At 34.5% G+C, this 23,425-nt stretch carries 24 protein-coding genes and 1 tRNA gene; 15 read left to right on the forward strand and 10 right to left on the reverse strand.

Translation table 11 applies throughout. The annotated features are described in order from the left end of the window. Positions 1-150: 150 nt before the first annotated feature. Positions 151-501, reverse strand: coding sequence for a 4Fe-4S dicluster domain-containing protein (locus tag QSV08_RS06450; RefSeq protein WP_324027585.1), 351 nt, complete (start codon positions 499-501; stop codon positions 151-153). 89 nt (positions 502-590) lie between these two features. On the opposite strand from QSV08_RS06450, the gene QSV08_RS06455 reads away from it, so the two are divergent. The 8 genes from QSV08_RS06455 (at position 591) to QSV08_RS06490 (ending at position 8,206) form a co-directional block, all read left to right on the forward strand. Beyond that, complete coding sequence (locus QSV08_RS06455; RefSeq protein ID WP_324027586.1) at positions 591-1,661, forward strand: acyl-CoA reductase; 1,071 nt, start codon at positions 591-593, stop codon at positions 1,659-1,661. Between the two features lie 64 nt (positions 1,662-1,725). After that, positions 1,726-2,790 carry a 3-phosphoserine/phosphohydroxythreonine transaminase gene (gene serC, locus QSV08_RS06460; RefSeq protein ID WP_324027587.1) on the forward strand — a complete coding sequence of 355 codons (1,065 nt, stop codon included), beginning with the start codon at positions 1,726-1,728 and terminating at the stop codon, positions 2,788-2,790. A gap of 182 nt (positions 2,791-2,972) precedes the next feature. Beyond that, a complete protein-coding gene (locus QSV08_RS06465) occupies positions 2,973-3,923 on the forward strand; it encodes a D-2-hydroxyacid dehydrogenase (protein WP_324027588.1) in 951 nt (316 codons plus the stop codon). Positions 3,924-3,992: 69 nt separating this feature from the next. Further along, positions 3,993-4,625, forward strand: a complete 633-nt coding sequence (locus QSV08_RS06470; RefSeq protein ID WP_324027589.1) for a DUF937 domain-containing protein — start codon at positions 3,993-3,995, stop codon at positions 4,623-4,625. A 67-nt stretch (positions 4,626-4,692) separates the two neighbouring features. Then, positions 4,693-5,157 (forward strand): DUF6146 family protein, encoded by a 465-nt coding sequence (locus QSV08_RS06475; RefSeq protein WP_324027590.1) that lies wholly within the window; start codon positions 4,693-4,695, stop codon positions 5,155-5,157. Between the two features lie 30 nt (positions 5,158-5,187). Further along, entirely contained in the window at positions 5,188-5,505 is a 318-nt protein-coding gene (locus tag QSV08_RS06480; protein WP_324027591.1) for a DUF6787 family protein, read from the forward strand. 51 nt (positions 5,506-5,556) lie between these two features. Then, positions 5,557-5,883 carry a hypothetical protein gene (locus QSV08_RS06485; RefSeq protein WP_324027592.1) on the forward strand — a complete coding sequence of 109 codons (327 nt, stop codon included), beginning with the start codon at positions 5,557-5,559 and terminating at the stop codon, positions 5,881-5,883. Between the two features lie 49 nt (positions 5,884-5,932). Beyond that, on the forward strand, positions 5,933-8,206 hold the full coding sequence (locus tag QSV08_RS06490) for a TonB-dependent receptor (RefSeq protein ID WP_324027593.1): 2,274 nt from the start codon (positions 5,933-5,935) through the stop codon (positions 8,204-8,206). Between the two features lie 61 nt (positions 8,207-8,267). Here QSV08_RS06490 and QSV08_RS06495 read toward each other — a convergent pair whose 3' ends face one another. The 4 genes from QSV08_RS06495 to folE form a co-directional block, all read right to left on the reverse strand. Then, on the reverse strand, positions 8,268-8,753 hold the full coding sequence (locus tag QSV08_RS06495; RefSeq protein WP_324027594.1) for a monoheme cytochrome C: 486 nt from the start codon (positions 8,751-8,753) through the stop codon (positions 8,268-8,270). After that, a complete protein-coding gene (locus tag QSV08_RS06500; protein ID WP_324027595.1) occupies positions 8,754-9,974 on the reverse strand; it encodes a sulfite oxidase in 1,221 nt (406 codons plus the stop codon). It lies immediately after the preceding gene. 54 nt (positions 9,975-10,028) lie between these two features. Beyond that, positions 10,029-10,328 carry a hypothetical protein gene (locus QSV08_RS06505; RefSeq protein WP_324027596.1) on the reverse strand — a complete coding sequence of 100 codons (300 nt, stop codon included), beginning with the start codon at positions 10,326-10,328 and terminating at the stop codon, positions 10,029-10,031. A gap of 82 nt (positions 10,329-10,410) precedes the next feature. Continuing rightward, positions 10,411-11,010 carry a GTP cyclohydrolase I FolE gene (gene folE, locus QSV08_RS06510; RefSeq protein WP_324027597.1) on the reverse strand — a complete coding sequence of 200 codons (600 nt, stop codon included), beginning with the start codon at positions 11,008-11,010 and terminating at the stop codon, positions 10,411-10,413. A gap of 202 nt (positions 11,011-11,212) precedes the next feature. Between folE and QSV08_RS06515 the strand changes: the two genes are divergently transcribed. From QSV08_RS06515 to QSV08_RS06525, 3 genes are read left to right on the forward strand one after another with little or no spacing between them, the layout of a single operon-like run. Continuing rightward, on the forward strand, positions 11,213-11,893 hold the full coding sequence (locus tag QSV08_RS06515) for an ABC transporter ATP-binding protein (protein ID WP_324027598.1): 681 nt from the start codon (positions 11,213-11,215) through the stop codon (positions 11,891-11,893). Positions 11,894-11,903: 10 nt separating this feature from the next. After that, positions 11,904-12,461, forward strand: a complete 558-nt coding sequence (locus QSV08_RS06520) for a CPBP family intramembrane glutamic endopeptidase (RefSeq protein WP_324027599.1) — start codon at positions 11,904-11,906, stop codon at positions 12,459-12,461. Continuing rightward, complete coding sequence (locus QSV08_RS06525) at positions 12,458-13,222, forward strand: TIGR02757 family protein (RefSeq protein ID WP_324027600.1); 765 nt, start codon at positions 12,458-12,460, stop codon at positions 13,220-13,222. The genes QSV08_RS06520 and QSV08_RS06525 overlap by 4 nt, the downstream gene beginning before the upstream one ends. Here QSV08_RS06525 and QSV08_RS06530 read toward each other — a convergent pair. From QSV08_RS06530 to QSV08_RS06540, 3 genes are all read right to left on the reverse strand, one after another. Beyond that, a complete protein-coding gene (locus QSV08_RS06530; RefSeq protein WP_324027601.1) occupies positions 13,219-14,964 on the reverse strand; it encodes a cytochrome-c peroxidase in 1,746 nt (581 codons plus the stop codon). The genes QSV08_RS06525 and QSV08_RS06530 overlap by 4 nt on opposite strands. 163 nt (positions 14,965-15,127) lie before the next feature. Beyond that, the gene (locus QSV08_RS06535) at positions 15,128-16,750 is read right to left on the reverse strand and encodes a phosphatase (protein WP_324027602.1); all 1,623 of its coding nucleotides are present in this window, start codon (positions 16,748-16,750) and stop codon (positions 15,128-15,130) included. Between the two features lie 190 nt (positions 16,751-16,940). After that, positions 16,941-18,077, reverse strand: coding sequence for a Gfo/Idh/MocA family protein (locus tag QSV08_RS06540; RefSeq protein WP_324027603.1), 1,137 nt, complete (start codon positions 18,075-18,077; stop codon positions 16,941-16,943). A gap of 221 nt (positions 18,078-18,298) precedes the next feature. Here QSV08_RS06540 and QSV08_RS06545 point away from each other — a divergent pair, with 221 nt between their 5' ends. After that, complete coding sequence (locus tag QSV08_RS06545; protein WP_324027604.1) at positions 18,299-19,783, forward strand: S10 family peptidase; 1,485 nt, start codon at positions 18,299-18,301, stop codon at positions 19,781-19,783. Between the two features lie 13 nt (positions 19,784-19,796). Here the strand turns inward: QSV08_RS06545 and QSV08_RS06550 are convergent, their stop codons facing one another. Next, the gene (locus QSV08_RS06550; protein WP_324027605.1) at positions 19,797-20,252 is read right to left on the reverse strand and encodes a hypothetical protein; all 456 of its coding nucleotides are present in this window, start codon (positions 20,250-20,252) and stop codon (positions 19,797-19,799) included. Positions 20,253-20,364: 112 nt separating this feature from the next. Between QSV08_RS06550 and QSV08_RS06555 the strand changes: the two genes are divergently transcribed. From QSV08_RS06555 to QSV08_RS06565, 3 genes are all read left to right on the forward strand, one after another. After that, positions 20,365-20,823 carry a hypothetical protein gene (locus QSV08_RS06555; protein ID WP_324027606.1) on the forward strand — a complete coding sequence of 153 codons (459 nt, stop codon included), beginning with the start codon at positions 20,365-20,367 and terminating at the stop codon, positions 20,821-20,823. Between the two features lie 12 nt (positions 20,824-20,835). After that, positions 20,836-21,525 carry an SGNH/GDSL hydrolase family protein gene (locus QSV08_RS06560; RefSeq protein ID WP_324027607.1) on the forward strand — a complete coding sequence of 230 codons (690 nt, stop codon included), beginning with the start codon at positions 20,836-20,838 and terminating at the stop codon, positions 21,523-21,525. 87 nt (positions 21,526-21,612) lie between these two features. After that, positions 21,613-23,166: a M28 family peptidase gene (locus QSV08_RS06565; RefSeq protein ID WP_324027608.1), complete on the forward strand. Its 1,554-nt coding sequence runs from the start codon at positions 21,613-21,615 to the stop codon at positions 23,164-23,166. A gap of 140 nt (positions 23,167-23,306) precedes the next feature. Here the strand turns inward: QSV08_RS06565 and QSV08_RS06570 are convergent. Further along, positions 23,307-23,382, reverse strand: a tRNA-His gene (locus QSV08_RS06570). Between the last annotated feature and the right edge of the window lie 43 nt (positions 23,383-23,425).

Below are 23,425 nucleotides of genomic sequence, written 5' to 3' on the forward strand. Positions count from 1 at the left end.
AATAAAAAAGCTACCTATTAATTTAGGTAGCTTTTTTTATTTAATATAAGTATGTTAAGTGATTTATCAGTTTCTCATAAAGAATATAGATAACAAGTAATCTTAAGATTCATTACACTTATTAACACTTTTAGAGAAAGCGTAAAATATTTACTCAGGGTGCATGAAACGTTGCTTCGCTAAAAGCACTTCTTCAGTTTCTACATGGTCATCATCAGGTACACAACAATCAACAGGGCAAACTGCTGCACACTGTGGTTCTTCATGAAAGCCCATACATTCTGTACATTTATCTGGTGAGATGTAATAAACTTCATCGCTTATAGGTTCTTGAACTTCATCGGCATCAACTTGCTTACCATCAGGCAATACAACACCACCCTTTAAAGAGGTACCATCACTATAACGCCATTCATCTGCACCTTCATATATTGCAGTGTTCGGACATTCAGGTTCACAAGCCCCACAATTTATACATTCGTCTGTTATTATTATTGCCATAATTTCTTCTACATTAAAATGCCCAAAAAAGAACGGGCATGCTTATTTTTGCACAAAGGTAATTCCTACCGAATTAGTATACAAATATAATGACCCATAGCACCCTTAGTATAGAAGCTTTTGTTAAACTTGGAAATTTTCTAAGTACATTTTGTGAATTAATCACCTCAAACACCATTTCTGATCACTTAAATGACAAATGGATCGAGCGTTTTAAAACTGAAGCCGTAAGGGCGCAACATTATAATGGTTGGTTTTCAGAAGAAAATGTTGTTCATGCTTTTCAAGAATGGTCAAATGTACTAACCCAAAGTAATTTAGAAAATTGGTTAAATGCATATGACCTTAATTCTAATGAAGAAAAAACAGTAGCACTAATAATGGCGGGTAATATTCCCCTAGTAGGGTTTCATGACCTACTATGCGTGTTGGTTACAGGTAATAAAGCATTGGTAAAATTATCGAGTAACGACCAAAAACTAATCCCTCTACTTATTGATTATCTTATCGAAATCGAACCTTTTTTCAAAGATAGGGTTACGTTTACTAAAGAAAAGCTTGAAAACTACGATGCCGTAATAGCAACTGGCAGCAACAATACTGCAAGATACTTTGAATTTTATTTCGGTAAAAAACCTAATATAATTCGTAAAAACAGAAATTCGGTAGCCGTCTTAACAGGCAAAGAGACTACTGAAGAATTAACCGCACTTAGTGAAGATATTTTTAGGTATTTTGGATTAGGGTGTAGAAGTGTCTCTAAAATCTATATTCCGAAAGAATATAATATTGATACATTTTTCAAAGCTATGTTTCCATACAGCGATATTATAAATCATAATAAATATGCTAACAATTATGATTATAATAAGGCAGTTTATTTGATGAGCGAATTCAAAATATTAGATAACGGATTCTTAATCTTAAAAGAAGAAAAAAGCTTTGGATCCCCAATTGCGTCATTGTTTTATGAGTATTATGAAGATATTCCTGCATTAAAAAACTATCTACATAACGAGGAAGATAAAATTCAATGCATAGTCTCATCTGGCGTCATAGAAGGCGAGATATTATTCGGGCAAACACAAAAGCCTTCATTGAACGATTATGCAGATGGTATAGATACGGTTGATTTCTTGTTGAGAACATCCTTGAATTAAATGGGCATCCTTACTGAAAATTCTTAAAAAATCCTGACATTTGCATCCTTAAATTACAAACAAAATGAAAAAACATAATTTTAGCGCTGGTCCTTGTATACTACCAAAAGAAGTATTGTTAAAAGCTTCTGAAGCGGTTATGGACTTCAACGGTTCGGGGCTTTCTCTTATTGAGATTTCTCACAGAAGTAAAGATTTTGTTGCCGTAATGGAAAACGCAAGATCATTGGCATTAGAACTACTTGACTTAAAAGATAAAGGATATACTGCCCTTTTTCTTCAAGGTGGCGCGAGCTTAGAGTTTTTAATGGTTGCATATAATTTGTTGGAAACAAAAGCTGGTTATTTAAATACCGGTACTTGGAGCGATAAAGCAATTAAAGAAGCTAAATTATTTGGAGAAGTTGTTGAAGTTGGATCATCTAAAGATGAAAACTTTAAATACATTCCAAAAGGTTATACAGTACCTTCTGGCTTAGATTACCTACATATTACTTCTAACAATACCATATTCGGAACGCAGTTTAAGAAATTTCCGAAAACTGATTGTCCTTTAGTTTGTGATATGAGTTCTGATATTTTTTCTAGAACTATGGATTTTTCTCAGTTCGATTTAATATACGCCGGAGCACAAAAAAACATGGGTCCTGCAGGTACCACTTTAGTAATTGTCAAAGATGATATATTAGGAAAAGTTTCTAGAAAAGTCCCTTCTATGCTTAACTATCAAACTCATATTGCAAAAGATAGTATGTTCAATACTCCACCGGTATTTGCGGTATACACTTCTATGCTAACCTTAGAATGGCTAAAAAACCTTGGAGGTATTGCTGCTATTGAAGAAGTAAATGAGAAAAAAGCAAGATTGTTATATTCTGAAATAGATTTAAATCCTGTTTTCGAAGGTTATGCAAATATTGAAGATAGATCGTTAATGAATGCAACCTTTAATATTACAGATGAAGTTTTAAAAACAACATTTGATAACATGCTAAAAGAAGCTGGTATTAATGGTTTAAACGGTCACCGTTCTGTTGGAGGCTACAGAGCTAGCATGTACAACGCACTTTCTCTAGATAGTGTTGGTGTATTGGTAGATGTAATGAGTGAAATGGAACGTAAAGGATAATCAATTCAAACGATTTACTTTATTAGTTTATATTTCAATCAGTATTTAAATTTCAATAAAATAATTCGAGATAAACTCACGAAGCATTTCTAAGTGAGCCTACGTGAATTTTTGAGGTCTAACCGAACGGAGTGGACAAGAAAACCTCGGAGAACTAAAATCTCGATAATCGAGTAAAACATATGAAGATATTAGCAAATGATGGTATTTCTCAAAACGGCATTGACGCATTAGAGAAATCAGGATTTGAAGTTTTAACGACAACTGTTGCACAAGAACAGTTAGCGAATTATATAAACGAACATAAAATTGATGCCTTATTAGTACGCAGTGCCACTAAGGTTAGAAAAGATTTAATAGACGCCTGCCCTACCCTAAAATTAATAGGCAGAGGTGGTGTTGGCATGGATAATATTGATGTTGATTATGCAAAATCTAAAGACATTCATATTATAAACACGCCTGCTGCATCGTCAGAATCTGTGGCAGAATTAGTATTTGCCCATCTTTTTGGTGGAGCACGTTTTTTATATGACGCAAACAGAAATATGCCATTAGAGGGCGACAGCAACTTTAAAGGTCTCAAAAAATCGTATTCAAAAGGTACAGAGCTTAGAGGTAAGACTTTAGGTCTATTCGGCTTCGGTAACATTGGTCAAGCAACGGCAAAACTTGCGATTGGCGCAGGTATGAAAGTTGTGTATTGCGACCCAGAAGTAGAACAAACCGATATTGAACTTTCGTTTTTCGACGGTCAGAAAGTAACATTCAATTTAAAGAATACAACAAAAGAAGACTTACTAAAGCAGGCAGATTATATTTCTTTACATATACCAGGGCAGAATAACTATGTTTTGGGAGAGTCAGAATTTGCACAAATGAAAAAAGGTGTAGGTATCGTAAATGCTGCAAGAGGTGGTGTTTTAGATGAAGTTGCATTAATAAATGCGTTAGAAAACGGGTCTGTTGCCTTTGCTGGTTTAGATGTTTATGAATCTGAACCAACACCAGAAGTTAAAATATTGATGCATTCTAGCATATCGTTAACGCCTCATATTGGTGCAGCTACACTAGAAGCTCAAGAAAGAATAGGACTAGAACTGGCTGACCAAATCATTTCTCTGTTAAAATAGGTGCTTAAAAGGCAATATTCTGGCCTCTTTTTCGTACTTTACAATGTAAACATTAAATTAACTATTACAATGGCAGGATTATTAGATTTATTAAATAGCCCAATGGGGCAACAATTAATTAGTGGAGTTGCAGGTCAAACTAACCAACCAGCAGATAAAACCGCAAATGTACTAAGTATGGCTATGCCACTTATTCTTGGTGCAATGAAAAAAAATGTATCTACTCCAGAAGGTGCTCAAGGTTTAATGAGCGCATTATCTAGTAATCATAATGGTGGTATCTTAGATAACTTAGGCGGTCTTTTTGGCGGCGGTGTTGATGATAGTGTAATGGCAGACGGTGCTGGTATTTTGGGTCATGTATTTGGAGACAAACAACCTCAAGTGGAAAGTGCCCTTAGCGCTAAATCTGGTATCGATGCAAGTTCAGTAGCTTCTATTTTAAAAATGGCTGCTCCTATAGTTATGGGAATGATTGGAAAGCAAACTGCACAAAGTAACGTAAGTGATGGTACCGGTATGAATGCTCTTTTAGGTAGCATGCTAGGTGGACAACCACAAGAAAACCAAAGCTTAATTACTTCTTTGTTAGATGCAGATGGTGATGGTAGCATACTAGACGACGTTGCCGGCATGGTAATGGGTGGTAGTAAAAGTAGTGGTGGTCTTGGAGGTCTTTTAGGAGGTCTTTTCGGTAAATAAGATTTTAAAATTCTATTTATATAACCCGCTTGCAACTGCAAGCGGGTTTTTTTGTATCTTATATTTCATGAAAACAAAATACACCTCTTTTTTTGATGCACTAATTTTAAGCACCATTTCTTTACTTCTACTTAATTGTGGAGCATCAAAAGAAACGTTAACTATTTCGAATAATGAAGAACAGGCTTTTAATCAAGTACAAGGCGATACCATTACTATTTCTAGTGACAAAACAGCATATGAAATAATAATTATTGAGCCTGGTTTCAATACATGGCTAAGTTCAATTGCCAAACCCGAGGGTTATTATTCTCAAAATTTTCTGAAAAATAGAAATTACATTATGGTTTTAGAATGGAATAACAGGGTTATGCAACCATCTCGATTTGACCCGAATTTATATGAATTGCGCATAGATTACTCAAATCAAATAGATTATGGGTATGAGGTTAACTACAAACTTTATAATTACTTCATCTATTTTCAAAGAAAATATAATCAACGTTTAGGTCCTTTTGTACCCCGTATTTAAAAAGTATATTTGCGGCATTCAACACATGTCATGCAAAAATTAAAAGAGCGTTGGGGCGTTACCAGCAATTTTCAATTAACTATTATTTTTATTGTTTTTTCCATTACCGGATCATCTTCTGTCTTTGTGGCAAAACCTTTTTTAAATTTAATTGGCTTACAACAAGCTAATTTTCCAGATGCATGGTGGGGAACAACAATGTATTGGCTTTTACGAATTCTAATAATTTTTCCCTTTTATCAGATACTATTGGTAATATATGGCTGGTTATTTGGGCAATTCAAATTCTTTTGGGCATTTGAAAAAAAGATGCTGAAAAGATTAGGACTCGGATTCTTATTTAATTAATTTAATAATTCTTTAACACCTTACCTACCTGTATTAATTAGATTTGCAGCTATGAGTTTTGTGAAAGACAACATAATTTACCCAATGGTTGCCGTATTTTTACTGGTAGGCATATTGGGACCATATTTTGTTAAGATTTCGCATGCATTAAATGAGCATGAAGAGTTTCATTGCGTTTCTAAAGAATTACATATTCATGCAGTCGAGTTCGATTGCGATTTCGAACATTATCAGTTAGCTTCATTATTTTACCCAGATTTTGTTTATCCAGAACTTATTTCATTGGCTCCTATCACAGAAGCTATTATAAACAATTACTACTTTCTAAGTAAATATCAGCAACTTCATTTTGTATTAAGAGGCCCACCTACCTGTTAAGATTTCATTTCAAACAAGGTAAAGTCTAAAAGTCTTAATACAATTTTATATGAAAAATATTTATATAACGATGCTGTTCGCATTGTTTGCACAATTTACATTCGCACAGAATACATTACAGGGTACTATTAACAGTCAAGATGACCAAACACCCTTAGAACAAGTATCAATTTATTTTCCTCAGTTAGAAAAAGGAACGGTTACAAATGCTGCTGGTTATTATGAAATTAATAACTTGCCTTTAGGTAAATTTAAAATAGTAATATCATACATAGGGTTTCAAACCTATTCACAAACTGTTGAAGTTAATAGTACCAACACCCAACTATCTCTCGATCTAGCGCCAAGTGCTATAGAGATGGAAGAGGTTATTGTATCTACACCGTTTCACAAACTACAACGTGAAAATGTAATGAAGGTTGAAAGAACCAGCATTAAAGATTTAAAATCTACCGGCGCAATCAACCTCTCTGATGGTATTACTAATATTCCGGGTGTTGAAAGTGTATCAACAGGCGTTGGAATTGGAAAACCTGTTATACGTGGTCTAAGCTCGAATAGAGTACTAACGTATACCCAAGGTATTCGTTTAGAGAATCAACAATTTGGTGATGAACATGGCTTAGGAATAAGTGATGCAGGTATAGAAAGTGTAGAGGTTATAAAAGGTCCTGCGTCTTTATTATATGGTTCAGATGCACTTGGCGGGGTATTATATTTAAATCCTGAAAAATTTGCGAATTCTAATGATATAGAAGGTGACGTGAATTTAAATTACTTTACCAATACTCGAGGTTATAATGGCAATGCCGGATTTAAGGCATCTTCAGAAAAACTAAAATTCTTACTTCGTGCAGGTGGTAGTTCTCATGTTGATTACAAAACTGGTAATCATGAAAGAGTTACGAATTCCAGATTCAATGAAAAGGATTTAAAAACAGGTTTAGCGTATCAATTATCGCATTTTAAGACAGAATTACGCTACAATTACAACAATTCTGAATTAGGTATACCCGAAGAAATTGGCGAACAAACTACTAGCCGCAAAGCAGTTGAACCATTTCAAGACATCACCAGTCATATTATAAGTTCTAAATCTAATTTGTATTTTAACAATTCTAGTCTTCAAGCCATTATTGGATATACACGAAATGATAGAAAAGAATTCGAAGATCATCATCACGAAGAAGAACCTGAAGAGAGTGAAGAGGAACACACAGATGAAGAACATGAAGAAGAAGGCGCTGCACTAGATATGAAACTTGAAACCCTAAGTTATAATCTACAATATAATATGCCAAAAATAGGCGTAGTAGAGACGATAATAGGCTTACAGGGTATGAACCAAAAAAACAGTAACTACGGTGAAGAAATATTAATACCAGATGCTACTACAAATGATATCGGACTATTAGCCACTTCTCATATTCATTTAAACAAAAACGATTTTCAACTTGGTGCTCGTTTTGACAGAAGAAGTATTGAAGCAGAAGCATCAGGTATAGTTGGTGAAGAAGGCTTTGTAGAAACTGTAGATAGAAGTTTCAATAGTTTTAATATTGCTGCTGGATATAAATTAGATGTTTCAAAAAATCTTATTGCCCGTTTAAATATTGCTTCTGGCTTTAGAGCCCCTAACCTAGCTGAATTAACTTCTAACGGTTCACATGAAGGGACTAATAGATTTGAAGTAGGAAATGCCAATTTAAATAACGAAAGAAATGTTCAGACCGATTTGTCTTTTGAATTTTCAAATGAGCATTTTGAATTCTATGTTAACACATTTTACAATTCCATTTCAGACTATATTTATTTAGAACCGAATGGAATGACCTTAGATGGTGATGCCGTTTTTCTGTATCAACAGCAAGATGCGAATCTCTATGGTGGTGAGGCAGGTATACACTACCATCCACACCCATTAGATTGGTTACATATGGAGAGTAATTTCTCGACGGTGACAGGAGAATTAAAGGGCAATGGAAATCTTCCTTTAATACCTGCTAATAATTGGGCAAATACTTTGCGATTCGAATTTAATAAAATTAGTGAAAGCTTTAATAATGGATACGGATTTCTAACCCTAAAATCCTATTTCGCACAGAATAAAGTAAGTGATTTTGAAACTGTAACTGATGGTTATTCCCTTTTAAATTTAGGATTTGGAGCCACCGTAACTATTTCAAATCAGCCGATTGAGTTTAAGCTTAGTGCAAATAACATCTTAGATAAAGAATATATATCACACTTATCGAGACTTAAAACTGATGGAATATCCAATATTGGAAGAAATATAAATTTAGGTATTAGCCTACCTCTATAATCATATTTCTAAAAATAAAGAGCTTGATACTGCATGCAGTTTATCAAGCTCTTTTATTATATTACTCTTCCAATTGATACCATTCTATATCAGTTAACACCGCTCTTCTACCCTTCTTTCTAGGAGGATAATTGGTAACTAGATAATTAATGATAACAGCTTCATTCTCTCCTAAATCCCATAAATTCTGGGTTTCTTGCATCCATTTTATAGTCGTTTTCCATCGTTCTGCATTCATTCTATTCTGAATAACAAGTTTTGATGAGTGACAATTGGTACAATTCTGAATGGTCTCAGTCATGCCAGGCGCATCAATAAAACCAGTTCTTGAGTGGATACCGTTTTCAATTTTATCAAAATCATCTTCAACAGGTATATCAACTATTTCGGTATCTGGTTCGTCAGCCTTAAAAACAGATAGACTTGGGTCTACCATAAAATATATCAAAGCAATACCACCAATAGCTACAACAACACTTGCTAATAGTATCTTTCGATACAGACCTTTAAAATCGCGTTTTAATTTGCCATGATTTTGCTCTTTCATCTATGCGATTTTTACAGCTATTCTATGACAAGCATTATTTAAATATCCTTTCGGGTTCCAACCAGGTAATAGCATTGGCTGACTAACACCATTAGCATCAGTAGCTTTTGCCCAAACCTCGTAATATCCTTCTTGCGGAAATAAAATAGATGCAGAGAAATGTTGCCAAGCTAAACGGTTCGCAGGTTTTTCAATGACACAGGTATTCCATGTAGCACCAAAATCTATAGAGTATTCCATTTTGGCAACTTCTAATTCACCTGCCCAAGCGTGCCCTCTAATGTTCAACTTTTTACCTTTAGATAATGTTGCACCAGATTTTGGGTATGTAATTAAAGATTTAACGGGCATAGATTCAATAATGCACATATCTTCATCTGCAACTTTCTCACCAGGGGCAACCGGTTTGCACGGGACTCTATATGCTGTACCAGTCATTTTTGTACCATCATGAACTATATTTCTAATACTGATGCGTTGTAACCATTTTCCCGAAACTGAAGCGGGCCAACCACCAGCAATAACCCGTAACGGATAACCATGAGCTAACGGAATATCTTCTCCGTTCATTTTAAAAGCTAAAATAGTTTCATCTTGCATAGCCTTAGACATAGGCGCACCTCTAGATATCGGTTCTTTTGTTGGGTCTCTACTCAGATGAATATCGGCTGCATGATATCCAAAATATACGGCATCGTCTTTTATACCTACATCTTCTAAAACATCGCGCAATCTAACACCTGTCCAGCTGGCACAGTATACCGCACCAATAGTCCATTGGTTCCCCTTTGCAGGTGGATCAAATTCGCTTCTACCGTTACCACCACATTCAAGTGTTAATTGATAGGTATGATGTTTAAATTTGGATTTTAGCTCTGCAAGGGAATATGTTTTTTCTTGTTGAACAGATTCGCCATCTATGGTAAGCGTCCATTTTTCAACATCGATCTCTTCAGGTATGAGTCCGTTATTACGAATAAAAATAGATTTATTGGGTGTAACCTTATCATCTAATAGATGGGCTTGAGCCTCAATATTCCAAGGTTTATCGTTTAAAACGACCATACCCTTGTCTTTATTAAATAATTTAAATGGATCTGAATCTTGTAGGGCTACAGGGGTGTAACCAGCTGGCATTAAATTTTTATAAACGATATCTACACCTAATAAGGCAGCTAGACCACCTAAACTAGATTTTGCAACAAAATTTCTTCTCTTCAAAACTCAAGTTATTTGAGTTAAAGTTAAGGTATTTAATAAAATTAAAAGTAAGATTTAAACTTCTATTGTTTGTCCTTTTTTGGCTCCTTTGAAAACATAAGTATATAACCACATCAATGTAAATGATGGTATAATATCAAACCCTGGTATAATTTCTTCTAAGAAAGTAAATGCACCTGCAGCTTGCCCTACCTTACCTTTATACATTCTGGTCATGAGCCAACCAGCAAGGGGCGCCCAAACTATATCTGAAAATTCACCTACAAAAGGTATTACGAAAGACAGCATACCTATACCATCAAAAAGCAACCCCATAAAAAGCTGCTTATATTTTTTATCTTTAAAAATTGACATATTGAAAAATTAGTTATTCTAACTTAAGAATGCAACAAAGATGCCAAATATTAAAAATTTATAAAAGTCGATTTAAGACCTTTTAAGAAAGTTTTGCGCTGATTAGTTTCAAAAACTCGTTTCTTGTCTCAATTTTTTCGAACTGACCTCTAAACCCTGATGTAGTAGTTACCGAGTTTTGTTTCTGTACACCACGCATCATCATACACATGTGCGATGCTTCAATTACAACCGCAACACCTTTAGGTTTCAAAGTATTATTGATGCACTCTAGAATATCGTGCGTTAGCCTTTCTTGCACCTGTAGTCTTCTAGCAAAAACATCTACTACACGAGGTATTTTACTTAAGCCAACAATTTGACCATTAGGTATATATGCAATATGTGCTTTACCAAAAAATGGTAACATATGGTGTTCGCATAAAGAATACAATTCAATATCCTTTATAATAACCATATCATCATAATCTTCTTTGAACATTGCCCCTTCTAAAATCTCTACAGGATCTTGTTGATACCCTTGAGTTAAAAATAACATAGCTTTAGCTGCACGTTCTGGGGTTTTAACCAAACCTTCCCTTTCTACATCTTCGCCAATTTCTTCAATAATCGATGAATACCTGCTTTTAACTTCATCGGTAATTTCAAGATTGTACTCTTCTAAATTTCTATATGGGGACATAAATTATATTTGTGTTTAACCTAATTAAATTTAAGTTGAACAAATTTAGTATTTTCTTTTATCATCCAACATAAATATTTCATAAATATAATGCTGCATATTAATAGTAAACGCAACTAAAAGAGAAATACTATTTTTACCGTGCTCCTTTTTCATTAATTTTGAATTTCAACATAATATCACCCTAAACACAATCTTTCTTATGATAAAAGCTTCTAACATTCATAAATATTACGGAGAATTAGAAGTTCTTAAAGGTGTTGATCTTCATATAAAAAAGGGGGAAATCGTTTCTATTGTTGGTGCCTCTGGTGCAGGAAAGACCACATTATTACAAATTCTTGGAACTTTAGATGTTCAATCGAACCGTAAGGGTAGTACACTACTTATCAATAACATTGAAACTACCAATCTGAATGATAAAGATTTAGCGAAATTCAGAAATGAACATATTGGCTTCATCTTTCAATTTCATCAATTGCTTCCTGAATTTACGGCTATTGAAAATGTATGCTTACCTGCATTCATAAAAAAAACGCCTAAAGCAGAAGCAGAAGCTAGAGCAAAAGAGTTATTAGAGTTCTTAGGTTTGTCGCATCGCTATAACCATAAGCCGTCTGAGCTATCTGGCGGAGAACAGCAACGCGTTGCAGTAGCACGAGCTTTAATAAACAACCCATCAATAATATTTGCCGATGAACCTAGTGGAAATTTAGATTCTGAAAGTGCCGATAATCTTCACAAGTTATTTTTTGAATTACGAGAAAAATTCGGACAAACATTTGTTATCGTAACCCACAACAGCGAACTGGCAGAAATGGCAGATAGAAAGTTGACTATGGTAGATGGTAAAATTGTAGATAAAGAAATCATTTTAGCATAAGAGAAAACAGATGCTAGAAGAACTTTTATTATTTGCAAAGAATCCGGTTTATGAACAGGATATTACAACTTCATTCTCTAACAAATTAAGAACATTTTTTAAGTTACTGATTATAGCTTTATGCACAAGTATTGTGTTATTAATAGTCGCAAGTTTAGCAGAAAATGTACTTCAACTAGAGATGGGTAAACATGCTATGGACGATTTGTTCGATAACTATTCAATAGCTATAATTTTCTTTTTAGCTGTAGTGATTGCGCCATTTTTTGAAGAACTGTTATTTAGGGGACCACTAGTATTTTTTAAAAATTCCAACTATTTCAGAATAATCTTTTATTCATTTACCATCGCTTTCGGATTTATGCACATTAGCAATTTCGAAATGAGCACGCAAGTATTACTGTTTTCACCATTATTGGTAGCTCCACAAATTGGGGTTGGTTTTCTTTTAGGATTTATACGTGTTAAATTCGGACTAGTTTGGTCAATGGCGCTGCATGCTTGCTACAACATGGTACTCATAGTACCTGTATTGATAATGCAAATTTTAGATATACCCATTGAATGACAAAAAGTGAGTTAAAAGTATTCTTAGATGAGAAGGTTATTCAGTATAATAATCCTGAATTCTTAGAAACAGATCCTATACAGATTCCACATCTTTTTACGACAAAAGAAGACATTGAAATAAGTGCTTTTTTAACCGCTACCATAGCTTGGGGAAACAGAAAAAGCATTATCAATAATTCACATAAACTTATGGAAAGAATGGGGCAAAGTCCGTATGACTTTGTTCTAAACCATACCGATGAAAATCTTGAAAATTTAGCTGGCTTCGTTCATAGAACTTTCAATTCCATTGATCTTACCTATTTTATTCAGAGTCTTAAAAACATTTACAACAACCATAAGGGTTTAGAAGGTGTTTTTACAAAACATCAAGGCAAGGAAAGCTTACAGCCCACAATTTCAGAATTTAAGAAAATATTTTTTGAATTACCATATGAGCAACGTACAACAAAGCATGTATCTGACCCATTAAAAGGTTCTGCGGCAAAAAGAATAAACATGTTTTTACGGTGGATGGTAAGAGACGCTTCTACCAATGTAGATTTCGGCATCTGGAAAGATATTAATCCTTCCAAATTATCTTGCCCTTTAGATGTTCATTCTGGTAATGTAGCCAGAAAACTAGGACTTTTAAAACGGAAGCAAAATGATGCAAAAGCACTTGCAGAATTAGATAAAAACTTAAGAAAACTGGACCCATTGGATCCAGTTAAATATGATTTTGCTCTATTCGGATTAGGAGTCTTTGAAAAATTCTAATTCAGGTTTTCAAATTGTTGATCGGTCAATGTTTTCATAAAGGCGATTATGGCTTTCGATTCTACTTCAGTTAAGTTTAAAGAATCTGACGGCAAGGTTTGATACGGTACATCTAAGCCCATACCTAATCCACCACCAACATTATAAAACTCTACCACTTCCTCTAAAGTTTTATATACACCGTTATGCATGTAAGGTCCTGTTAAATCTACATTTCTCACTGTTGAAGTTTTAAAGAAATGTTTCTTTTCCTCCACTTCATATGGGTAATATTGACCCCAATCATCATCTAAAACAGGATTCTCAAAACTTGCGTTCTTAGGCACTCCAAGATTCTCAAATTCACTCTCCATATATTTTGGAGGTACCGTACCATTGAAAGCAGGTGGAAAATGGCAAGTTGCACATGCGGCTTTTCCCATAAAAAGATTAAAGCCTTTAACTTCTTCGTTGGTCATCGATTCTTCTAATCCGTTTATATTTCGGTCAAATTTAGAATCGAAACTAGAAAGACTTCTAATATAAGTTGCAATCGCATTTCTTGCATTCATATTGGTTATTCTACCATCGTAAAGCGAATCAAATTGAACTCTGTAAACTGGTTGTTCTTGTATTTTTTCTTCCAGTTGTTCTAAATCGATATGAAATTCGTTTTCATTATTGGTAACACCTACAATTTGATCTTCTAGTCCATCTGCCCTACCATCATAAAACAATGAACGTTGATATACCGCATAAGTTAACGTAGGTGAATTACGTTGTAGTTCTTTTCCGTTACTACCCACTGCTTTTGTATGACCATCGGTAAAAGCTTTTTCTTTTATATGGCAGGTAGCACAACTAATTGCACCAGTACTAGACAAAGCTTTGTCGTTAAACAATTGACGCCCTAATGCTATTCTTTCTTCTGTAATTTCGGGTGCTCTTTGCATCGAGAACATTTTCATATTAAAAAAGTTCTTTTCAAATAAACTTGTAGCATTTGGATTTAATGAGCGAGAATCGCTTAATTCAACATCCCAATCTTGAGCAGTTTTCAAAGCTAGGTCTAGCTGACGATTGGTATGTTCTTTTATAAACGAATAACGGTCAAATTCATCAAAATCACTTTTTTTCAATACTGCAATGGCAGAAGCTATTTCCTTACTCCATTCTTCGTACAATTCTATATTATAAAAGGCATCCTTATAAATATCTAACACCTTTTGTATAGATTCATAATTATAAACCGCTTCATTTAAAGAGTTCGAAAGCATCGGCGAATCAAAACCTGTAATTCCTTTTGTTGCGATATTTACAATAGCATCTCGAATCATTTTTAAATGGTGTCTATCTCGCTGTGCAATGAGAATATGATTCTTTTTTACAAATGGTATTCTAACCTTTAAGTATGTCAATACTGAGTTCAATTCTTTATTAGAAAAACCATCTTCAGCATATAAAAGCTCTTCTAAAACTTGAAAACTCTTTGGGTCTTGAATTTTAATATCTTGATGGTCATCTATTTCTACTTTTAATAAGTTAGGTGCATTCATAGATACATAATTCTCATAATCGTACGCTATAAGCATTGGCTCTACTCTTTTATACCATGCTCTACTTTTAAGAAATAACGCTTTATTTTTTGATACAGAATTCAAAGTATCCATCTGTTGCATGTAATGCGAAGTACTGTCAAGGGTAATAAAATAATAATCACGTATAGCATCATTGAACATCGATTGCTCGCTATTTGTAATCATTAATTTAGGTTTTGATTCCTCATGCTTACAGGATAGAAAAATACCCAGCAATAGTGTCAAAATCCATTTATTATGAACTGCTCTCATGTTATTTATTGAAATTGTAATTAATAGAAAAGGTTCCCAGTGAAGGGAACCTTTTTAAAAGAATTTATAAAGAGAATTATCTAGGTAAACCTGTCAGTTTAAAAAGAACAGAACCTTCTAAAGAAGCACTACCTTCACTAATAGCTGTTGGGTCAACAAACTTTTGTCCGTCAGCTCTTACTGCAGTTTCAGGCGTAGTACTATAATTCCAGCCATGTACTTGAGCACCACCAATAAAGGTTGGTTCAGATGCACCAATGATATCGGTAACATCGAATAACCCTGTAATTTCCCACATACTATCAGTATTTCCTATCCCAACACTAGATGCAAAAGTTTGGTTACACTCCATCACTTCAACAAAGCTACCTGTGTTTAAATCTAACTGCCATAATTTAGCGAACCCTGTAATGTCTGCATTTAAATCTGCGTAACCATTTGGATCTTCTTGAATGTAAGCATAGTTTTCAGTAACCATTATATTATCAGGAGAATGCAGACCATCGCCTTTGCCACCTTCGATATCGCCATCTACAACTACGGTAAGAACTGCATCTGCAGTTGGGTCAGTATCATTTAATTCTAACTTATACACACGACCAAAACCGGTACCTCTTAAGTTAAGATCAGGGTTATCGCCACGAATTCTTCCTGTAGCATTAAAATAAACTTCTCTTTGTGCATCGGCAGAACCTCTTCTCCAGTCTATATCTTCAATTCTTTGAAAACCAATTGCAGAAGCATCGATAGCTTCTTGGTTTAATTCGTCTATAGTTCTTTCAGTAACTTCAACCCATTCTACGTCATAAGCAACATCTTCAGACATTCCCATTTCAAATAGTTGTCCGCCGTCACCAGGTAAAGACTCTACAGGATTTTTTCCTCTTAAAACATATAACTTTCCACCGTAAAGATCCCCTCTAGCAGCAACATACATTCCAAAATGAGCTTGTGGATATACATTATCGCTATGGTCATCTCCCATGAAAATAACAGTTTGCGAAGCGTATGCATCTTTACCGATTGCTACTGCATTTTCTGTGGACCATTCCCCTAAAGCAGGTAATCTTTCTACCTCTACTCTATCTTCTTTTGATCGAAAAGGATTTACTTTATAAACACCTTTTGCGTTACCGCCCCATTCGCCACCAGCAAGGTATAAAGGTCCAAAACCATGCTCTTCAACTGTTATGGCAGAACCAGAACACATAGCCGTAAATGCAGTAGCTGTTGAGTTAACGATATAATCGCCTTGTAATGGTTGAAGCTCAGCGTTTAACATAATTCTCGCAATAGAATAATCTGCTTCTAAATTATTGATCAACGCGTAGTTACCATCTTCAGTAGGAAAAAGTGCTGCACCATCCATATAAGAACCGTAAACAAATGTAGAATCGGACTCTAATATATCGGCAGAAGACATAATCATATTAAGGTCAGCTGATCCTGCAAATGCACCTTTAAGTTCAAACAATTCATTCGGAGTTACAGAACTAGTTAAAGGTATTGATTCTGCCAAAGTTAAATCTTGACCGTCAGCACCATCTTCTCCGTTAGTACCATCAGCGCCATCGACACCATCAATGCCGTTTGTTCCATTTGTACCATCGGCACCATCTTCGCCCTCACAGCTCATTACTGCTAATCCGAGGCAAGAAAAGAACACAGCTTTTAATAGTAAATTTTTTGATTTTTTCATTATCAATATAGTTTTTAGGTTATGAATGCCAAAACTATATAGACAACCTTTTAAGAAGGTTCACTGAAAATTAGCAATTGATGAAGAGAAGTTTATGCTTATGTTAAGATGTAAAATTAACTTGAATTTGAAGTGATCTAAACTTGAAATTCAAGTTAACTTAAATGTAAAACCGATGATTTAAAGTATGTTACGACACTATCCCTAAATTACCTAAAGACAAGGCTTGTTCTTTACCACCTTCTGCAATTGATTTATAAATAGCTTCAACGATAATCATATCTCTTTTTCCCATTTCACCCGGAGCGATGTTTTTGGTACCCAATATAACATGCTTGGCAAAATCGTCCATCTGTAAAGCCTGCTGTCTTTTAAATGGAAATTCTATAGTATTACCGTTTGATGTTCTTCCGCTAATTGGTCCGTAACTATGAGCAGGATTTAACTCAAACCAACCATTACTACAATGACATTTTAAACGATTACCATTTGCATTGTGTGAAGTCCATATTTGTGCAACTGCACCATTAGCAAATTTAAACTGCGCAGTAATGGTTTCATCGGTATCCTTAAAGTAGTCGGGTCGTGTACTAAACTCTTGAGCAGAAACAGAAATAGGATTCTGCCCCGTACCATAAATACTAGTTTGTATCGCATATACGCCCATATTCATTAAAGCACCACCACCAGAAAGAGTTTTATTTAAACGCCATTGATCAGGGTTACCATTAGAAACATATCCTGCATCTGAAGAAACAAAAAGCACCTCTCCAAAAATTTTCTCTTTTACGTATTTCTTTACCTCATTGGTATAAGGGTCGCTCTGCATTCTGTACCCAACACCTAATTTCACTTTATTCTCTTTACAAGCATTTATAATAGCATCACATTCTTTAACACTAACAGCCATTGGCTTTTCGCAAATAACATGTTTACCCGCTTTTGCAGCCCGAATACAAAAATCTACATGCATACTATTCGGTAATGCCACATAAACGATATCGATATCATCGTTCTTTACTATAGCATCAAAATTGTCGTAATTATAAATATTCTTTTTAGACAGGTTGTATTTCTCTTTCCAAATGCCTTCTTTCTCTTTGGTTCCGGTAACAATACCAGCCAAATAACAATGTTCAGTTTCTAATAACGATGGTGCAAGTTGATGTTCACTATAACTTCCTAAACCTACTAAAGCAATACCTAACTTTTTATTTATAGCCCCTGTAGTAAAAGCTTTTGCCAATGGCATATTTGATAACAATGTTGTTCCTAATATTCCTTTGGCAGCTATACCACTAAATGAGCGTCTTGATAATTTCTTCATGTGTCTATTTTAATGCTTTAGAAAATTAAATAAAAATCATTGAACTTCATCAAACCTTTAATGAATTTTATATTAAGAATATACAGTACTATTAAGTGCCGTATTCTGGATAATAATCTTCAAAAATAAAGAATTGACATTAACAATTTATTCAATTATAGTTGAAGTAAATATTGAGCTTTTATGCTTATTTTCGTTCAACAACAGAACCTTATCAAACCATGAAAAAACTACTGCAACTATCAATTTGTTTGGCAGCCGCCATTAGCGTTGCCCAGTCTAGAGAATTACCCATAGACACGGTAATTACCACACAACATAGTGCTACCATAAACGGAGCAACTTTTTCGTACACTGCGCAAACAGGTACACAACCGGTATGGGACGAAAATGCAAAACCTATTGCCTCTTTACATTACACATATTACACTAGAAATAATATTAAAGATCGCGCTGCAAGACCATTATTAATATCGTTTAATGGCGGACCAGGTTCTGGATCTGTTTGGATGCATTTGGCGTATACAGGACCAAAAATATTAAAGATTGATGATGAAGGTTACCCGGTACAACCATATGGTGTAAGTGCAAATCCGCATTCGGTTTTAGACGTAGCCGATATTGTATATGTTAACCCTGTTAATACCGGATACAGCAGAACCATACCTGCAAGCGGAAAAGAAGTTGATAGGGATAAGTTCTTCGGAATAAACGCCGATATCAAGTACTTAGCAGAATGGTTGAACACCTTTGTTACTAGAAACAATAAATGGCGCTCACCAAAATATATCATTGGTGAAAGTTATGGTGGAACCCGTGTGATGGGACTTTCACTAGCATTACAAGAACAACAATGGATGTACCTAAATGGTGTAATAATGGTATCTCCTGCAGATTATAAAGTAATCCGTAATTCCGGACCAGTAGCAGAAGCAATAAACCTACCCTATTTTACAGCTGCAGCTTGGCACCATAAAATGTTACCACCAGCATTACAGAGTAAAGATTTACTAGAAATTTTACCAGAATCGGAAGCATATACCATAGATAAATTAATGCCTGCACTAGCAAAAGGTGGATTCTTAGACTCCGCAGAAAAAGAAGCTATTGCAGAAAAAATGGCTTATTATTCAGGATTAAACAAAAAAGATATTCTTGATCAAAACTTGGTCGTGCCTACCTCTTTCTTTTGGAAAAATCTTTTAAAAGATAAAAGTGGGTATACCGTAGGTCGTTTAGATTCTAGATACCTAGGTATTGACAAACAATTGGCAGGCATGAAGCCAGATTACAATTCAGAATTAACATCATGGTTACATAGTTTTACTCCGGCAATTAATTACTATTTACAAGAAGAATTGAATTTTAAAACCGATGTAAAATATAACCTATTCGGCCCTGTACACCCTTGGAATAATGAAAATGATAATACAAGAGATAACTTAAGACTGGCAATGGCACAGAACCCATATTTAAATGTAATGATCCAATCTGGATACTACGATGGTGCTACTACCTATTTTAATGCAAAATATACCATGTGGCAAGTGGATCCTAGCGGGCGTATGAAAGATAGATTCAGCTTTAAAGGCTATCGATCAGGGCACATGATGTATTTAAGAAGAGAAGATCTGAAAACCGCAAATGATGATATTCGCGATTTTATTAAACGTACTGTCGCAACCGATAGAAGTGCGAAATATTAAAAACAATAGAAATTTATTTTTCTAAAACAGTATTAGACATTCCCAATACAAGCAAAGAATTTATTTCTTTTGTTTCTATTGGGAATTTCTTTTGAAATCTTACATCGGCAGATTTAATAGCATCTCGATATAGTTGTTCTCTTTTACGTTGTTTTTTCTTTTTAAAAATATCAATTGTAACTCCCACTGTAGCGCCACCCAAAACTGTAGCCAATAAATCTTCATTGCTCCAGCCTCCATATTGCTTCTGGTCAATACTTTCTTTTGCCAAACCAATTAATAAGCTACCACCAACAGCTCCAATAAACGTCCAGGTTCTATCACCATCAGAAATTTCATTAGCTACTCCGGCACCTACCAAACCATACAGATTTCCTCCTAAAAAATGAAGTACTTTATCTTGTTCTATTTGACCGTATGCACTTTGTAATGTTAAAGTAGCAATAATCATTATGAGTATATTTTTCATACCGCGCAAAGATAAAATTCTAGATCAAGCATTTGGTATAAAAATCATTACTATTACTTAGCTAAATTCTCTGTAGCTTTATTTTATATTATCTTCCCTTATTTAAAACTATATGGAACTAAAGAATTTTATCAAGAGCCTTTCTATCATGCATTTGTTCTTACTTGTAGGACTAAGTATTTTTACCATTTGGGTGATTTTTCAAATCAACACTTTCAATACAGACAGCAATGGAGAAAGCATGTTTTTATATGCCGTACCCATATTTGCTATGATTGGTTATTTTGGTAGTCAATGGATTTTTAAAAAAATGACTTCTAAAATTCAGTTGAGCACACGACTAGAAGACAAATTAAAAAAATATCAATCTGCCTTACATATTAAATATGCACTTATTGAGATGCCTGCTTTTATTGGCCTCTTCGCCTATTATAATACAGGTAACGCATTACCACTGGTAATCTCGATTTGTTTGTTAGCCTATTTAGCGGTGCAAAGACCAAATAAAAATCATATCATTAAAAATGTACCATTGACTGTAGAAGAGCAGAATCAAATTCAACAAGCATAATCAACACATAAAATGAAAAAAGCAAATACCTTAATTTTAACCTGTATGTTATCGTTCTTAGGTTTAACAACAATTAATGCGCAAGACTGGGCAGATTTAAAACATTTCCAAGAAGCCAATGCGGTCGTACCAGCTTTACAAGACGGTGAAGACCGTATAGTATTCATGGGCAACTCCATTACTATAGGTTGGCTAAATAATCGTCCTGAGTTTTTTGAAGGCAAGCCATATATCAACCGAGGTATCAGCGGACAAACTACACCACAGATGCTTATTCGTTTTAGACAAGATGTTATTAATCTGACTCCGAAAGTGGTAACAATACTTGCAGGCACCAATGATATAGCTGGTAATACAGGTCCGTCAACCTTAGAAATGATTATGGATAATATAAAAGGTATGGCAGAACTTGCCCATGCCAACGATATTAAAGTTATTTTGTCTTCTACCCTACCCGCTTATGATTACCCGTGGAAACCAGGTTTAGAACCATCAGGTAAAATAATTGAACTGAACAAAATGATAAAAGAGTATGCTGATGCTAATGGGCATATTTATTTAGATTATTTCTCTGCTATGGTCGATGAACGAAATGGCTTACCAAAAAAATACGCAGAAGATGAAGTACACCCTACAGTTGAAGGCTATAAAGTAATGGAACCTTTGGTTGAAGCCGCTATTAAAGAAGCATTAAATAAATAAAAATCAACCAAAATATTGATTCTAAAATCTACCTTTTAAAACTAGATAAGATTTGATTATTTTTGGAGAAATTAGATTACTATAAAAATGAAAAAAACACTATTTCTATTGGTCGCTACGGCCATGTCATGCAATTCTTCTCAAAAAACCGTTACCGATGCCGCAACAGAAGAAGCATCATCAGTCGCATCTGAAATTTCATTTGCAGAAACGATTACAGAAGCAGAGTTAAAAGAACACCTTTATATTTATGCTTCAGATGAATTCGAAGGCAGAGAAACTGGTCAACCAGGTCAGAAAAAGGCAATAGCTTATTTAAAGGCTGAATATGAAAAATTAGGCATACCACCTGCTAAAAAAGATGGTAACTATTTTCAAGAAGTACCATTAGAAATCAGCAAACTACCTATTGGTAAATTAACTGTTGATGGTACCGATTTTGCTGTTGGCGAGCATGTATTAACTTTTTCAGCAGCCAATACATCTACTGATGACATCGTTTATGCAGCTTATGGAATAGAAGATGATTCCTATTCTAACTATAACGACCTTAATGTAGAAGGTAAGATTGTTTTAATGAAGTCTGGTGAGCCAAAAAATGCTGATGGCACCTTTGTTATTACTGGTACTACCGAAACTTCTAACTGGAGCAATATGTCTGAATCTTTGACAAAAAGAGTTCAAATTGCGATGGATAAAGGCGCTATCGGTGTCTTGTATTATGATGCTGGTAATTTCAGTCGATTTAAGCGCAGGTTTGAATCAATGAAAACAAATAATAGTGGCAGAATGGAAGTAGTAGATAATAGCGCTCCTGAATTCTACAACCTGTTCATTGACCAAACACTTGCAAAAAGCTTTTTATCAACTATAGATACTGATGACAAGCCGCAAATTTTAAGCAAAAAACTACAATTGGCTTTTGAGAGTTCTAATGATAAAATTACATCAGAAAACGTTGCAGCAATTTTAAAAGGTTCTGAGAAGCCGAATGAATATTTAGTAATTTCTTCGCATTTAGACCATATAGGTATTACTGGTGATGGTGAAATAAACAACGGTGCAGATGATGATGGATCTGGTACTGTTGCGCTTTTAGAAATAGCTGAAGCTTTTAAGAAAGCAGCAGATGCAGGTAACGGACCTAAAAGATCAATTGTATTCTTGCACGTTACAGGTGAAGAAAAAGGATTGTTAGGATCACAATATTACACTGATGTTGATCCAATCGTTCCGCTTGCGAATACTGTTGCCAATTTAAATATTGATATGATTGGTAGAATAGATCCTGAACGTGAAGGAGACCGCAACTATATCTATTTAATAGGTTCAGATAAATTAAGTTTAGAACTTCATAATCTATCTGAAGAAGTAAATAAGAAATTCATGAATATTGAATTAGATTATACTTATAATGATGAGAACGATCCAAATCGTTTCTACTACAGAAGTGACCATTATAACTTCGCTAAAAACAATATTCCTATCATATTTTATTTTAACGGTACTCACGCTGATTACCATAAACCAAGTGATACACCAGATAAAATAAACTACGATCTTTTAGAAAACAGATCTCGATTAGTTTTTTATACGGCATGGGAAATTGCTAACAGAGAAAATAAGTTAAAAGTAGACTAGAATTCAGATACTTAAAATATAAAAAAGCCTTGTAATCATAATGATTACAAGGCTTTTTTTATGCTTAACAATTAGGCAAGCTACTGGTTAAAAACAAAAAAGTCTTAGAAATGAATCTAAGACTTTTTATCTGCCTTTTAGGGTGGAAGACCGGGTTCGAACCGGCGACCCTCGGTACCACAAACCGATGCTCTAACCAGCTGAGCTACAACCACCATTTGTAAGCGAGTGCAAAGATAATTTTTTTATACAGTTCTAA

This window comes from Maribacter sp. BPC-D8, from assembly GCF_035207705.1.
Classification (GTDB): domain Bacteria; phylum Bacteroidota; class Bacteroidia; order Flavobacteriales; family Flavobacteriaceae; genus Maribacter.

What these genes read in the sequence shown, in the direction of transcription:
- QSV08_RS06520 (WP_324027599.1), top strand. Translation starts at nt 11,904, where the DNA reads ATGCTAGAAGAACTTTTATTATTTGCAAAGAATCCGGTTTATGAACAG.
- QSV08_RS06470 (WP_324027589.1), top strand. Translation starts at nt 3,993, where the DNA reads ATGGCAGGATTATTAGATTTATTAAATAGCCCAATGGGGCAACAATTA.
- QSV08_RS06450 (WP_324027585.1), bottom strand. Translation starts at nt 501, where the DNA reads ATGGCAATAATAATAACAGACGAATGTATAAATTGTGGGGCTTGTGAA.
- QSV08_RS06490 (WP_324027593.1), top strand. Translation starts at nt 5,933, where the DNA reads ATGAAAAATATTTATATAACGATGCTGTTCGCATTGTTTGCACAATTT.
- QSV08_RS06455 (WP_324027586.1), top strand. Translation starts at nt 591, where the DNA reads ATGACCCATAGCACCCTTAGTATAGAAGCTTTTGTTAAACTTGGAAAT.
- QSV08_RS06475 (WP_324027590.1), top strand. Translation starts at nt 4,693, where the DNA reads ATGAAAACAAAATACACCTCTTTTTTTGATGCACTAATTTTAAGCACC.
- QSV08_RS06485 (WP_324027592.1), top strand. Translation starts at nt 5,557, where the DNA reads ATGAGTTTTGTGAAAGACAACATAATTTACCCAATGGTTGCCGTATTT.
- QSV08_RS06505 (WP_324027596.1), bottom strand. Translation starts at nt 10,328, where the DNA reads ATGTCAATTTTTAAAGATAAAAAATATAAGCAGCTTTTTATGGGGTTG.
- QSV08_RS06480 (WP_324027591.1), top strand. Translation starts at nt 5,188, where the DNA reads ATGCAAAAATTAAAAGAGCGTTGGGGCGTTACCAGCAATTTTCAATTA.
- folE (WP_324027597.1), bottom strand. Translation starts at nt 11,010, where the DNA reads ATGTCCCCATATAGAAATTTAGAAGAGTACAATCTTGAAATTACCGAT.
- QSV08_RS06565 (WP_324027608.1), top strand. Translation starts at nt 21,613, where the DNA reads ATGAAAAAAACACTATTTCTATTGGTCGCTACGGCCATGTCATGCAAT.
- QSV08_RS06530 (WP_324027601.1), bottom strand. Translation starts at nt 14,964, where the DNA reads ATGATTACAAATAGCGAGCAATCGATGTTCAATGATGCTATACGTGAT.
- QSV08_RS06495 (WP_324027594.1), bottom strand. Translation starts at nt 8,753, where the DNA reads ATGAAAGAGCAAAATCATGGCAAATTAAAACGCGATTTTAAAGGTCTG.
- serC (WP_324027587.1), top strand. Translation starts at nt 1,726, where the DNA reads ATGAAAAAACATAATTTTAGCGCTGGTCCTTGTATACTACCAAAAGAA.
- QSV08_RS06525 (WP_324027600.1), top strand. Translation starts at nt 12,458, where the DNA reads ATGACAAAAAGTGAGTTAAAAGTATTCTTAGATGAGAAGGTTATTCAG.
- QSV08_RS06560 (WP_324027607.1), top strand. Translation starts at nt 20,836, where the DNA reads ATGAAAAAAGCAAATACCTTAATTTTAACCTGTATGTTATCGTTCTTA.
- QSV08_RS06535 (WP_324027602.1), bottom strand. Translation starts at nt 16,750, where the DNA reads ATGAAAAAATCAAAAAATTTACTATTAAAAGCTGTGTTCTTTTCTTGC.
- QSV08_RS06555 (WP_324027606.1), top strand. Translation starts at nt 20,365, where the DNA reads ATGGAACTAAAGAATTTTATCAAGAGCCTTTCTATCATGCATTTGTTC.
- QSV08_RS06550 (WP_324027605.1), bottom strand. Translation starts at nt 20,252, where the DNA reads ATGAAAAATATACTCATAATGATTATTGCTACTTTAACATTACAAAGT.
- QSV08_RS06465 (WP_324027588.1), top strand. Translation starts at nt 2,973, where the DNA reads ATGAAGATATTAGCAAATGATGGTATTTCTCAAAACGGCATTGACGCA.
- QSV08_RS06540 (WP_324027603.1), bottom strand. Translation starts at nt 18,077, where the DNA reads ATGAAGAAATTATCAAGACGCTCATTTAGTGGTATAGCTGCCAAAGGA.
- QSV08_RS06545 (WP_324027604.1), top strand. Translation starts at nt 18,299, where the DNA reads ATGAAAAAACTACTGCAACTATCAATTTGTTTGGCAGCCGCCATTAGC.
- QSV08_RS06515 (WP_324027598.1), top strand. Translation starts at nt 11,213, where the DNA reads ATGATAAAAGCTTCTAACATTCATAAATATTACGGAGAATTAGAAGTT.